Raw genomic sequence first — 12,601 nt, forward strand, 5'->3', positions numbered from 1 at the left:
TTTTGACTGCGACAAAGGTGTGGGGCGACGCCGGTCAATTGCAATACAAAAACAGTTGATTAACAATGATTTAACCAAAGTTCTTGATTCTGTACAAGTCGTTGACTGAATCGTTGTACGAAAAAAGAGAATGTGCAATAGATTCCCTTTTTCACTACACAGTGACATTTTAGCCCTAGCATAGAGAAAATAGGATATTACCTGAAATCACGTAAAAACTATATTCTTTTCGTGCTATTTGTACTTTTTTAAGACTCGCCGCCAAATACACACGCCTTATTTTGCTGCTCTGTAACAGTCATTTTCCGGTGCGTTCGGGGGCAATCCGTCACCCTCAGAATGGGCGTATATTTGGGTCGGGCAGCCCGGCCAACTCACCGGCATCATGCAGACCCTTTCCGCGCAATTTGCTTTCTTTACCCCGTTATGAGAAAAATCAGTACCTGCCTTTTTATTCCGCTGGCCACCCTTATCTTCTGTCAGTGCCGAACGGCCCGGCCTTTATCAGCCCCAGTTGCACGTATTGCCACCGAAGGATTTATCACGTGTTTTGAACCCGGCCTGGCCGATGGAAAAACCTGGTGCGAGGCATCGGCCGTACTGGCGCAGGGCGAACGGATCTATCTGGCCAACGATAAAGACATGCCCGCGCCCCGCTCGTCGGTATTTTATATCAACTGGCAAAAAGACAGCACTACCCGCACCGGCCTCGACCCCGATAGCCCCGTATACCTCGATCAGCCAGTGCTGCGGCTGGCCCATAAGTTTGAGGAATTTGCCCAGAGCCCAAACCACAAGTGGACGTTCCTGACCACCGCCTTCGACCGGATCAAGCCCGGCTCGGCCGATTTCGACGGCTACAATATGCTCCTGGCCTGGCACCCCGGTCAGGAAGGAAACGTGCAGCTTGTGGGGGCAGGCAACGACGAAAACGCCTCGCTCGATCTGCGTAAACAGCTACAGCAGGCGCTGGGCGGTTCGGCCTACTTTAAAGTGGAAGGATTGGCCGCCACCAATACGCACCTGTGGTTTGGTGTACGCGAGCAGGGCGAGCATTTCGACAAGTTCGATTATCGCATCACGCTGCTGAAGGCTAAATACCGCACACAGGACGGTGCCAGCATCAGGAAGAACGTCCTGCTCGACAAGCCCGTTTTCGTCCGAAATTTCGATGTAACTGATGTCGACGCGGCGCTGCCAAAGCCGTTGGCTATCTCAAGCATCGAATACGACCCGCACCGCCGGTGTTTCTGGCTGTTAACCTCGTTTGAACAGGGCGAAAAGATCGGTGCCTATCTATGGGTTATCTCTGAGAAAGGCATAAAGAACAACGGCAATCTGCAATTGATTCGTACCCAGGATGGCAAACCGTTGACGTTCAATCACAAAGCGGAAGACATGACGTTCACCGATCACAATACGCTTTTCATCATCCACGACGATGACCGGGTACGTACCCACATCGGCCCCCTCGAACGCCAGCCCAACCAGGCAGCCTACAGCGTGGTGAAGATTCAGTGAGTCGTTAATGGGTATTGGTGGCTCTGCTGCACAACGTGCCTGAGCAAAGCCACCAATAACTAGTCACTGATCAAGGGTGGCGAAGAGTAGGTGGCGCAGGAAATCCAGAAGCGTAGCATTGCTGTCACCACCAGTGAAATCAGTAAGTGAGGGTAGGTAGCGCATGAAGAACGACTGAAAATGCGCCGTTTCAATAATGGAACTGGCCCGCGATTTGGCATACGGATAATCAGGCCGATAATCGAGAATGAGCTGGGCGATGCGGGCCGTCAGGTCTTTGTATGGTTTGAACAACTGCTGGCGGTTGTCTTCCGTCACATGCCGGGTGAGGTATGCCTTGCTGGCTTCGCAAATCACAATGTTGTGCAGCGCCACCAGATCAATATCGTCGGGCGTCGACGGCATAGGCACATCCATCTGAAGCAATATCCGAAGCACACGTTCCAGCTTTTCATGGGTATCAATCAGGTTTCTGGTTTCGAAAAGCACCTGAAAATCAAGCCATTGCCAATACCAGGCCACCAGATACACCAGTAGTCGGTGCTTATTCTCGAAATACCGATAAATGCTGGCCTCTTTCGTACCGATCCGATCCGCCAGCTTGCGGAAGGTGGTTTCCTCAAAGCCGATCTCATTAATTAGCAGAATACCCTGTCGAATAATACGACGGCCTAAATCAGACTGTTCCGGGTCGCGGAGGAACAGCTTTTCATTCATTCGTACCTGGACGGTGTACTCCATGCGTATCGTCTACTGAGCTATTTGAGAGAAATTAAGAATTAATAACAAACCTTTCGGGGGCAAAGTTATGTTATCACCAAAGATAGCTTTACTATCAAGTAATTAAAGCGGTCTTAAAATTTAATGTATGGCACAGTCTCCTTCCAGTCTTCCCCCACCTACTCCATTCCGTCGGTTGATGCGTCTGCTGAATACCGAGCGGCGCGATATCTGGTACGTTTATTTATACGCCATCGTAGCCGGGTTGATCAGCCTTTCCTTACCCCTTGGCATTCAGGCGGTTTTTAATCTGGTGTCGGGAGGCATGGTTTTTAGCTCGGTATACGTCTTGATAGGTCTGGTCGTGATTGGTGTAATTGTCAGCGGGTTTATCCTGGTGGGCCAACAGGTGCTGGTGGAAGTGCTCCAGCAGCGCATCTTCGTGAAAGCGGCTTTCGAGTTTACGTACCGCCTGCCGCGCATCCAGCCAGAGTCGCTCGAAGGAACGTACCCACCCGAGTTGATGAACCGTTTTTTCGACGTCTTAACCATCCAGAAAGGACTCCCCAAACTCCTGATCGACCTCACGGCGGCGGTGGTCCAGATCCTGTTTGGTATCATCCTGCTATCCTTCTACCACCCCGTTTTCATTGGGTTTGGGCTTGTTACACTGCTGGTAGTAGGTGGCCTGATTGCCCTTTTTGGCGACAGTGCCCTGAAAACCAGCCTGAGTGAATCGAAGTACAAATACAAAGTAGCCGCCTGGCTCGAAGACATGGCCAGTCGACTGTCGGCCCTCCGGCAGAAAGACCAGACCAGCGACCTTATGGGCCGTACCGACGAGTATGTAGCGCAGTACATTTCTTACCGCAATGATCACTTCCGGGTACTGAAGCGGTTTTATTTCAGTGCCATTGCTTTCAAAACGATCATCACCGGCGGGCTGCTCATCCTGGGCACCACCCTGGTCGTAGGGCGCGAAATGACACTAGGTCAATTTGTAGCGGCCGAACTAGTGATCGTGCTCATAACCAGCTCAGTAGATAAACTGATTATGGGCATCGACGTGGTGTATGACCTGATGACAGCAGCCGAAAAAATTGGCCAGGTAACTGATCTCCCACTCATTAATGAGAAAGTATCATTTGCCAGTTAACGGTACCCATGGGTACCTGGAAACCGATACTTGTTCATTGATACTTGACAACTGACCAATGCTCCACCTATCGAATAGTCGTGTAAACGAAGATATAATTGATCATTTTCCGCTTAAAACGCTCCGCGAACTCCCCGATCTACGGGCTGGTCGGGCACTGGGGCGGTGGATGCTTCTTATCCTATTTGTCCTTTTTGCCACCTTGTTCCTGCCCTGGCAACAGAACATCAGCGGCGAAGGACAGGTAACGGCGTTAACGCCACAGGATCGCCCCCAAACCGTGCAGAACGCCATTGCCGGACGAATTGAAAAATGGTACGTTCGCGACGGACAACAGGTAAAACGGGGCGATACGCTCCTGATCATCTCCGAGATTAAAGACGAGTATTTCGACCCGAACCTGCCTCTCCGGCTCCGCGAACAACTGGGCGCTAAAGAAAACAGCGTGACGGCCACCAACGCTAAAATCCAGGCCCTCGACGGGCAGATTCTGGCCCTGTCGGCTGGCCTGACGGCCAAGTTGCAATCAGCCCGGAATAAAGTAAAACAGAACCGGTTTAAAGTCACCAGCGACAGTACCGACCTGATTGCCCAACGCACCAACTACCGGATTGCCACCGATCGGCTGGCGCGTTCCGAGCAGATGTATAAAGACGGCCTGATCTCGCTGACCGACCTGGAAAGCCGCCGCCTGAAGCTACAGGAAGATTACGCCAAAGTGATTTCGCAGGAAGCTAAGCTGAACGTATCGCGGCAGGAACTAACCAATTCGGTCATCGACCTCAACACCATTCAGGCTGATTATCAGGAGAAAGTAGCCAAAGCGCAGTCAGACAAAAGCTCGGCTGTATCGTACCGGGCGGATGCAGAGGGCGAATTATCGAAGATCACCAACAAGATCAGCAGCGTGCAGGTACGTCGGGGCATGTACGTGATCCGGGCACCGCAGAACGGGTACGTTGTTCAGTCGTTCAAGGCAGGTATTGGCGAAACCATCAAGGAAGGCGAGTCGATTGTGACGCTCCAGCCCGAAAGCCCCGACATTGCTGTGGAGTTGTTTGTCCGGCCCAACGACGTACCCCTGATCCAGCGCGGACGCACGGTGCGAATCGAGTTCGATGGCTGGCCGGCGGTTCAGTTTTCGGGCTGGCCAACGGTGGCTGTAGGTACATTCGGCGGTGAAGTGGCGGTGATCGACGCTGTAGCCAGTACCAACGGCAAATACCGCCTGCTGGTACGCCCCAAACAGAGCGAAAAAGACCCCCGCTGGCCCGAACAGCTCCGCGTAGGATCGGGTGTATACGGCTGGGTGATGCTCGACGATGTTCCCATCTGGTACGAGATATGGCGGCAACTCAATGGTTTTCCCCCAAGCCTGAAAGACGAGCCGAAAGGTGATAAAGCTGGCGTAAAAAAATGAAAAAGTCATTGGTAGGTACGTTCCTTCTACGGGCGACTGGCGCGCCGTTTCGCGCTGTAGGCCGAACATTCCTTGTGCTGGTCAGCCTGTGTTCAACGCCGATTTTTGCCCAGCGGGCCGACACGGTCGTGTTTACGGCGGCCGAATTTTTTGGGGCGGTGGTGCAGTTTCACCCGATTGTACGGCAAGCGGCCCTTTTTTCCGACGAAGCCCGAACCGAGATCATGCAGGCACGCGGCGCGTTCGACCCGAAAATCAGTTCGTATCTGGATCGCAAAGAGTTTGGTTCCGACCTGTATTACAATCGCTGGCAATCGGGCCTGTCGGTGCCGATCATGCCCGCCGGTATCGACCTGAAAATTGGCTACGACCGGGCGGTTGGTGAGCGCGTGAACCCCGAAGTGAAAACCCCGCCGACGGGCCTGGTACTGGTGGGCGTGAACGTACCTGTTGGGCAGGCGTTACTCATCGACGCCCGGCGAACGGCCCTTCGTCAGGCCCGGCTAGGGCTTAATCTGGCAGAAGCCGAGCGGCGAAAGCAGGTGAACAAGACGCTGTACGACGCCGCCAAGGCCTACTGGGAATGGTATCTGGCGTATCGTTCTTACCAGCTTGTTAACGAAGGGTTTCAACTGGCCGATTTTCGGTTTGCCGCCACCAGGCAGCGGGCGCTCATTGGTGAAGTAGCCACCATCGACACCACCGAGGCACTCATCACGGTGCAGGATCGGCAGGTGCAGCGTCAGCAGGCGGAGGTAGACCTGCAAAATGCCCGGCTTCGCCTGTCGGTCTTTTTGTGGGCCGCCAACGACCAGCCCGTCGACCTGCCCGCTACAGTCGTGCCGCAGTCGGCGGTGAGCGAGCCGATGAGCGACGAAGTGGTGCAGAACCTGCTGAGTCAGGCCACTCAGCGGCATCCTGAACTGCTGAAGCTGGACGCCAAAACGAGCCAGAACCAGTTGGAGGAACGACTGCGACGCGCGTTGATTCAGCCACAGATTAACCTGAGTGCGAGCCTGTTGAGCCAGACGCCCAACCTGGCGCAGGGCTACGACTGGAACAGTTATTACGCGTTTGGGCTGGCCAACCACAAAATCGGACTCGATATTGTGATGCCTCTGTTCCTGCGGAAAGAGCGCGGCAAGTTGCGGCAGGTTCAGGTAAAGGGGCAACAGTTGCTTCTGGAACGCCAGCAAACCGTACGTGATATTCAGAACGATGTACTGGCGGCGCGGAACGAAATGCTGACGCTCAACCAGCAGCTTCAGGTGCAACAGCGGGCTGTTGTTAATCAGCGACGACTTGTACAGGCTGAACAACAGCGGTTTATCCTCGGCGAAAGCTCGCTCTTCCTGGTCAATTCCCGCGAGAGCAAACTCATCGAACTGGGAGTCAAGCTGGAAGAACTTCGCACGAAATACCAGAAAGCGATTGCGGCGCTCTGGTATGCGGCGGGAGAAGAAAATCCGTCGTTATAACTGGATAGTGGCAAGCCGAAGTGAACTGACCAGGGCTTCCTTATGAAGCCTGAAATTGCCAGCGCGAAGCCACACGCGCAGGCAACACAACGCAAGCGATTACATTAATCCACGCTGTTGGCATTTTTCTTTTTGTTTTGCTTCGTTTCGTCTGTGCCAGACTTTTCGGTTGTTTTTTTCGTCGACCGCTGGTTGCTGCCGCTTTTTCCGGCGTTCCCTTTTCCTTTTTGGTTTTTCGATCGGAATGGGAGTTCTACCCCCGTTTCAAGTAGATCGTCTGCCGAAAGTAAGCGAATGGTGACGGGTTGCCCGCTCGATAATCGACTTCTGATCCACAGCAGCAGACCGTCTTACCCTTCTTTTTTCTAGTAAATTTACCCGGTTAGCTACTTTGCACGGCATGACGCTCTTATCTCCCGGAACATTTCGCTGGCGCATGGTCGCGCTGTTATTCGTAGCGACCACCATCAACTACATCGACCGGCAAGTATTGTCCTTCACCATGACCGACGAGTTGTTCCGCAAGGAGATGCTCGGCATGGCGGCAACGGACATTCTCACGCAGGAGCGAATCGACCAGTTTCGGGTCGAATACAGCAAAGTCGATTCGGCGTTCAAGTTCGCCTATGCCATCGGTTTCCTGCTCATGGGCTGGCTCATCGACCGCATTGGCACCAAACGTGGTTTTTCGCTCGGCATCGTTGTCTGGAGCCTGGCCGCCGTTTGTTCGTCATTTGTGCAAAGCGTATCGGGGCTTACATTGGCCCGCGTAACGCTGGGTCTGGGTGAAGCGGCCAACTTTCCGGCGGCCATCAAAACGGTCTCCGAATGGTTTCCCCGGCGCGAGCGGTCGTATGCCAACGGTATCTTCAACGCGGGCACCAACGTGGGCATCGTTCTCACCGCCCTGATCGTTCCCTACCTGATTCTGAATTTTGGGTGGCGCAGTTCTTTCCTGGCCACGGGCGTACTCGGTTTTGGCCTGCTGCTGCTCTGGTGGTTTACCTACACCAAACCCCACCGAAGCAACCGCATTACCCCGGCCGAACTGGCCTACATTCGGAGCGACGACGACACCAGCACCCCGCCCCTACGGGTGTCGTGGCTCCGGCTGCTGTCGTACAAACAAACCTGGGCGTATGCCATTGGAAAATTCCTGGCCGACCCGATCTGGTGGTTTTACATGGCCTGGCTCCCCGATTTCTTCAACTCGAACGACGCCCTGGACCAGAAGCTGGACCTTAAATCGTTTGGCATTCCGTTTCTGATCATTTACGTCGTCTCCGATGCCGGCAGTATTTTCTTTGGCTGGCTAAGCACCCAACTCATGAACTCGGGCTGGTCGGCCAACCGGGCGCGCAAAACCACCATGCTGATCTGCGCCCTGTGTGTGGTGCCCATCATGTACGCCGCCAAAACAAACAGCCTGGTTATCGCTATTTCGCTCATTTCACTGGCCACGGCGGCGCATCAGGGCTGGGCGGCCAACATGTATACGTTCGCGTCTGACCTCTTTCCTAAAAACGTGACAGCCTCGGTAACCAGTATTGGCAGCATGTTTGGAGCGGTGGGTGGCATTTTGCTGGCCCGCTATTCCGGCGATATCATCAATACGCTGGGGTATCAGCCGCTGTTTGTCATGGCTGGATGCGCCTACCTGCTCGCCCTCCTGTTAATCCACCTGGTGCTCCCCCGTCTGGAGCCCGTTTCGGCGGCCGAACTGGCCCCGGATTTTACCTTATCCCGCTAAAACTGGTAACAACTGCCTTAATTCACAAGGAATCAACGTGATATATAGACAGGTAAGCGCCGTAGGCTTATTTTTACTACGAATTACCAGCTACACCAACGAGACGTGGCTGTTGCCCCTTATTTTGCCCCATGAATCAACTCCCATCATCTGTCATCCCAGCCGTCGGACCACCAGCCGCCGCACTTCCCGAGCGTGTTCTCCAGTTTGGTACCGGTGTTTTATTACGTGGCCTGGTCGATTTTTTAATTGATAAAGCCAACAAACAGTCCGTTTTTAATGGATCGGTCGTAGTCGTCAAATCGACGGGGAATGATGTAAGTGAATTTGCCCAGCAGGAGAATCGCTACTCGGTTTGGGTACGGGGTGTTCAGAATGGGCAGCCGGTTGAAGAACAGACCGTCATAACGGCCATCAGCCGGGTGCTGGCGGCCCAGACGCAGTGGGAAGACGTGCTGGCGCTGGCTCGCAAACCATCGCTTCAGATCGTGGTGTCCAACACCACCGAAGTGGGCCTGCAATACGTCGAGGAAAGCATTTTTCAGACGCCTCCCAGCTCATTTCCGGCTAAACTGACCGCCTTTTTGTACGAACGGTTCAAAGGCGCGGGTGGCTCGCGTAAGATGGGGCTGGTGGTTGTGCCCACCGAACTACTCCCGGATAATGGCCTGCGCCTGCGCAATGCCGTAGAACGTACCGCCCAGTTCAACGAGTTGGGTAAGCTGTTTATGAAATGGCTGAAATTCCACGTTCGCTTCTGCAACTCACTGGTCGACCGCATTGTAACGGGTAAGCCCGATGAGGAATCAACGGCCCTTTTCGAGCAGAAAGCGGGCTATTCCGATTCGCTGTTAACAGCTACCGAACCCTATTATTTCTGGGCGATCGAAGGTGATGACCGGGTGCGAAAAGTACTCTCTTTTGCCGAAGTAAGCCCCACGCATCTGATTATCGATGAAGACATCAGTTTCTACCGCGAACGTAAACTCCGGTTGCTCAACGGTGCCCACACCTTCATGACGCCGCTTAGCTACCTGCTTGGCAACGTGACCGTTGAGGAGTCGATGAACCACCCACTGATGGGGCCACTGATTACTAAGCTGATGATGAACGACATTGCCCCCAGCGTACCAACCGACCTGGCAGGCGATGACGGCGAAGCGGCCGTAAATCAGTTTGCGCAGGAAGTACTGGACCGGTTCAGAAATCCGTTTAACGAGCATTTCCTGCTCAATATCACCCTCCAGCAATCAGCCAAGATGCAGGTGCGGAACGTACCTACCATGCAGCGCCTGGCCGCTTCTGTTGGTAACGTACCTGACCGGATGGCGCTTTGCTTTGCGGCTTATCTGCTGTTTATGCGCGCCAATCGACAAACCGAAGAGGGCGACTATATCGGGGAAATCATCGTTCCCGGTGGCGAACTGGTATACCCTATCCGGGACGCGCAGGCCGCTTATTTCTACCAGAAATGGCAATCGGTCAAGGCGGGAGACAGCCAATCGATCACTGACTTCGTGCAGGCTGTTCTAGCCGACAAAATCCTCTGGCAAGCCGACCTAACCGAATTGCCAGGCTTTGCCGACAAGGTAGCAACGTACCTGACCACAATGCTCATAAAAGGCGTTGAAGCCGCCGTAAAACTGGTGTAACACGGCCTTCAGTCTGTGTTTTTTGTAGTAAAACACGGACTGAAGGCCGTGTTACATTAATTGAACGAATTGCGAAATTCCAGCGGCGAAAAGTTGGTTTTGCTTTTGAATAATTTACTGAACGATTGTGAATGCTCGAAGCCTAATTGGTAGGCAACTTCGCTAACGGTCAAATCGGTCGTTGACAGTTTTTCCTTTGCTTTTTCGATCAGTTTATCGTGTATATGTTGCTGCGTACTTTGGCCTGTCAATGTTTTTAGCAATCCGCTCAGGTACGTTGGTGATACGTTCAACGAATCGGCCACATGTTGCACCGTGGGCAATCCTTTCTGCGCAACAGAATTTCCTTTAAAGTGCTCATCCAGAATGGCTTCCAGCCTGTTAAGGAGTTTGTAGTTCGAGATTTTCCGGGTAATAAACTGGCGTTGATAAAACCGTTCGGCATAGGTCAGCAATAACTCAAGCTGGGCAATAATTACATCCTGGCTAAACCGGTCGATCGTTGACCGGTATTCCTGATCGATCTGTTGAATAATGCCAGCAATTTGTGCCTCCTCTTTGTCGGAAAGATGTAGGGCCTCATGGACCGAATAACTAAAATATTCGTACTGCTTTATTTTTTTGGCTAGCGGCGTATTCCACAAAAAATCAGGATGCAGAAGCAATAACCATCCCGAATGAGTTGTTTCATTATGTCCCGCCTCGGCTTCAATAGTTAAGATCTGGCCGGGCGAAATAAAGAAGAGTATTCCCTCATCAAAATCGTAATCCTGCTGCCCATACTTCATCTTACCATTGAAATTCCGTTTCAGCGCAATCGAGTAAAAATCGTGGATAATACTGACCGATTCATCGCAGGCCATGTGCTTGATCGCTTCAAAATTCACGACGCTGATTAACGGGTGTTCCGGCTTTGGCAACTCCCTGAGCTGGTGATATTCAGTGATCGTTTTAACGCGAATAGGTTGTCCGTTTTTCATCGGGGAACGGGTAAATTTTATACGTTGTAGAGGATTTTTAGCCCTTCGCTGAGCAAAGCGGGCTTTCGGCCAAGCAACTTTTCCAGATCAGTGCTTACTTCTTCTTCCTGGCCGTTGGCAATATCAGTCAAAAAACCGATGATCCGCTGAATCACTACGCCGGGCAGGGCGCGGGCTTTTAGCTGTTGCTCAAAGGCCGATGGCTCCACCGACTCGTAGGCTACCTGCCTGCCCGACAAGTCGGTCAACGTCGCGGCTACATCGTTGAAGGAATAGGATTCACTTCCCGTCAGCGTATAAATTTTCGTGTCGTTGTTATCTTCCACCAACGCAGCGGACATTGCTTCGGCCATGTCGTTCCGAAGGGCAAAGGCCACTTTTCCCTGACCCGTTGGCAGGCGAATACCCGTTTCAAATACGGTTGGCCCCACAAACTGTGGAATGGCATCCATGTACAGAATGTTGCGAAACAAGACGTAATTCAGCCCGCTCTGCATCAGGTAATCTTCGGTCTGAAAATGTCCCTGCATCAACTGGTTGGCCAGCGTATGTCGGTCTTTCAGTGCGCGGCTGGTATAGGCTACGACCTTGACTCCGGCTTTTTTGGCGGCATCGATAACGTTCATATGCTGCTGGACGCGCTTGTCTTCATCGGTGCCGGCAATCAGCAGCACCTTATCGATTCCCTGCATCGCCTCATCGAGCGAGGCCGTATCATCATAATTGCCCACCCGGATAGCGACGCCTTTTTCGATCAGATCAGCCGCTTTGCCTGAATCACGAACAAGGGCAGCCAGTTGGGAAGCGGGGCATTTTTTCAGCAGGAAGTTAAGGGTAGCAACGCCAAGCTGACCTGTGCCGCCAGTTACAAGAATCATGTGCATTTGGTTTAAAAGATAAAAGGAAACAGGTACTCATCATTTTTTGAGACTGACTAAAGTCGATTACTTACTGGCGAAAGCCGCCGCAAATTCGCTGGCGAAATCTTCGAGTTTCACCTTACCCATAACCGCTGGCGGGTGTAGGTCATAATCACGGCGCATGGCTCCGCTATGGATACTCGCCCCGAGATCAGTGAAATCGGCGGCAAACTGCGGCGACAGGCCACTCTGCTCCATGCCAGTTCGTGCCTGCTCATCGGTAAAGGTTACCCACGTTAAATCCGGCTTGCCAATGGCGAGGCCAAGAACCTGAGCTACTTCACTGGCTGTGCGATCGTCGCTGGCAATATAGCGCACGGTCTGGCCGGTGGCAGGCGTTACCAGTTCTTCCGCAGCAACAGCGGCAATATCAACCGGGTCGACCATGACGAGTTTATCATCGCCGCCATAGTTTGCGCCAATGAAACCCAGCCCCTTTATCATGTCGGCGAAGTTGTACAGATTGTAATAGAAGTACGTAGGTCGCAGGTGCGTAATGGCTACGTCTGGCAGTTGGTTCAACAGGCCCTCTACGTCATGCGCGCCAAGAATAATGCCGGTGCCACTCGCCAGATCGGCGCCATAACTGCTGAGGTTAACCACCCGCCTTACGCCCGCCCGGCCAATTGCCTGCACATAATTGCGGCCTATTCGCCCGTAATAGGCTCTTAAATCGGCTGCTCCATAATTAGGCGGCACCATCGTGTACACGGCGTCGGCACCAGCAAACGTTGCCGTCAGAAAATCAACATCTTCCAGCGAACCGATGGCTGCGGTAGCACCCAAAGCATCGATAGCTGGTTGCTTTTCGGGCTTACTACTGATCACCGTGACCGTATGTCCTTTTTGGGCTAACTCTGCTACCAGTGGCCGACTGATGTGGCCTAACGAACCGGTTATGATAACGTTCATGTCTTTGTTTTTTTACAAAGGTCCGCACCAGCGGAGAACGTTATGGAGCCAAATCTATGGTTGTTGTAGCCAAAACACGAACCTGTAGCGGA

General features: G+C 52.9%; 10 protein-coding genes. 6 read left to right on the plus strand and 4 right to left on the minus strand.

Translation table 11 applies throughout. The features are described 5' to 3' along the window. Positions 1–426 precede the first annotated feature (426 nt). The gene (locus tag ACFE8Q_RS17715; RefSeq protein WP_375446757.1) at positions 427–1,521 is read left to right on the plus strand and encodes a hypothetical protein; all 1,095 of its coding nucleotides are present in this window, start codon (positions 427–429) and stop codon (positions 1,519–1,521) included. 63 nt (positions 1,522–1,584) lie between these two features. On the opposite strand, the gene ACFE8Q_RS17720 is transcribed toward ACFE8Q_RS17715, so the two are convergent. Continuing rightward, complete coding sequence (locus ACFE8Q_RS17720) at positions 1,585–2,262, minus strand: TetR/AcrR family transcriptional regulator (RefSeq protein ID WP_375446758.1); 678 nt, start codon at positions 2,260–2,262, stop codon at positions 1,585–1,587. Between the two features lie 127 nt (positions 2,263–2,389). Here ACFE8Q_RS17720 and ACFE8Q_RS17725 point away from each other — a divergent pair, with 127 nt between their 5' ends. The 5 genes from ACFE8Q_RS17725 to ACFE8Q_RS17745 all read left to right on the plus strand — a co-directional run bounded on the left by ACFE8Q_RS17725 (position 2,390) and on the right by ACFE8Q_RS17745 (position 9,697). Beyond that, the gene (locus ACFE8Q_RS17725) at positions 2,390–3,397 is read left to right on the plus strand and encodes an ABC transporter transmembrane domain-containing protein (RefSeq protein ID WP_375446759.1); all 1,008 of its coding nucleotides are present in this window, start codon (positions 2,390–2,392) and stop codon (positions 3,395–3,397) included. A 58-nt stretch (positions 3,398–3,455) separates the two neighbouring features. Further along, a complete protein-coding gene (locus ACFE8Q_RS17730) occupies positions 3,456–4,817 on the plus strand; it encodes an HlyD family secretion protein (protein ID WP_375446760.1) in 1,362 nt (453 codons plus the stop codon). Further along, positions 4,814–6,295, plus strand: a complete 1,482-nt coding sequence (locus ACFE8Q_RS17735) for a TolC family protein (protein WP_375446761.1) — start codon at positions 4,814–4,816, stop codon at positions 6,293–6,295. The genes ACFE8Q_RS17730 and ACFE8Q_RS17735 overlap by 4 nt, the downstream gene beginning before the upstream one ends. A 400-nt stretch (positions 6,296–6,695) precedes the next feature. Next, on the plus strand, positions 6,696–8,045 hold the full coding sequence (locus ACFE8Q_RS17740) for an MFS transporter (protein WP_375446762.1): 1,350 nt from the start codon (positions 6,696–6,698) through the stop codon (positions 8,043–8,045). A gap of 131 nt (positions 8,046–8,176) precedes the next feature. Continuing rightward, a complete protein-coding gene (locus tag ACFE8Q_RS17745) occupies positions 8,177–9,697 on the plus strand; it encodes a tagaturonate reductase (protein WP_375446763.1) in 1,521 nt (506 codons plus the stop codon). 56 nt (positions 9,698–9,753) lie between these two features. Here ACFE8Q_RS17745 and ACFE8Q_RS17750 read toward each other — a convergent pair whose 3' ends face one another. From ACFE8Q_RS17750 to ACFE8Q_RS17760, 3 genes are all read right to left on the minus strand, one after another. Then, the gene (locus ACFE8Q_RS17750; RefSeq protein WP_375446764.1) at positions 9,754–10,677 is read right to left on the minus strand and encodes a helix-turn-helix domain-containing protein; all 924 of its coding nucleotides are present in this window, start codon (positions 10,675–10,677) and stop codon (positions 9,754–9,756) included. A gap of 17 nt (positions 10,678–10,694) precedes the next feature. Beyond that, positions 10,695–11,555 (minus strand): SDR family oxidoreductase, encoded by an 861-nt coding sequence (locus tag ACFE8Q_RS17755; protein WP_375446765.1) that lies wholly within the window; start codon positions 11,553–11,555, stop codon positions 10,695–10,697. Positions 11,556–11,621: 66 nt separating this feature from the next. Then, on the minus strand, positions 11,622–12,509 hold the full coding sequence (locus ACFE8Q_RS17760) for an NAD(P)H-binding protein (protein WP_375446766.1): 888 nt from the start codon (positions 12,507–12,509) through the stop codon (positions 11,622–11,624). Positions 12,510–12,601: the final 92 nt, after the last annotated feature.

This window comes from uncultured Fibrella sp., from assembly GCF_964250085.1.
Classification (GTDB): Bacteria; Bacteroidota; Bacteroidia; order Cytophagales; family Spirosomataceae; genus Fibrella.

What these genes read in the sequence shown, in the direction of transcription:
- ACFE8Q_RS17745 (WP_375446763.1), top strand. Translation starts at nt 8,177, where the DNA reads ATGAATCAACTCCCATCATCTGTCATCCCAGCCGTCGGACCACCAGCC.
- ACFE8Q_RS17760 (WP_375446766.1), bottom strand. Translation starts at nt 12,509, where the DNA reads ATGAACGTTATCATAACCGGTTCGTTAGGCCACATCAGTCGGCCACTG.
- ACFE8Q_RS17715 (WP_375446757.1), top strand. Translation starts at nt 427, where the DNA reads ATGAGAAAAATCAGTACCTGCCTTTTTATTCCGCTGGCCACCCTTATC.
- ACFE8Q_RS17740 (WP_375446762.1), top strand. Translation starts at nt 6,696, where the DNA reads ATGACGCTCTTATCTCCCGGAACATTTCGCTGGCGCATGGTCGCGCTG.
- ACFE8Q_RS17735 (WP_375446761.1), top strand. Translation starts at nt 4,814, where the DNA reads ATGAAAAAGTCATTGGTAGGTACGTTCCTTCTACGGGCGACTGGCGCG.
- ACFE8Q_RS17720 (WP_375446758.1), bottom strand. Translation starts at nt 2,262, where the DNA reads ATGGAGTACACCGTCCAGGTACGAATGAATGAAAAGCTGTTCCTCCGC.
- ACFE8Q_RS17725 (WP_375446759.1), top strand. Translation starts at nt 2,390, where the DNA reads ATGGCACAGTCTCCTTCCAGTCTTCCCCCACCTACTCCATTCCGTCGG.
- ACFE8Q_RS17750 (WP_375446764.1), bottom strand. Translation starts at nt 10,677, where the DNA reads ATGAAAAACGGACAACCTATTCGCGTTAAAACGATCACTGAATATCAC.
- ACFE8Q_RS17730 (WP_375446760.1), top strand. Translation starts at nt 3,456, where the DNA reads ATGCTCCACCTATCGAATAGTCGTGTAAACGAAGATATAATTGATCAT.
- ACFE8Q_RS17755 (WP_375446765.1), bottom strand. Translation starts at nt 11,555, where the DNA reads ATGATTCTTGTAACTGGCGGCACAGGTCAGCTTGGCGTTGCTACCCTT.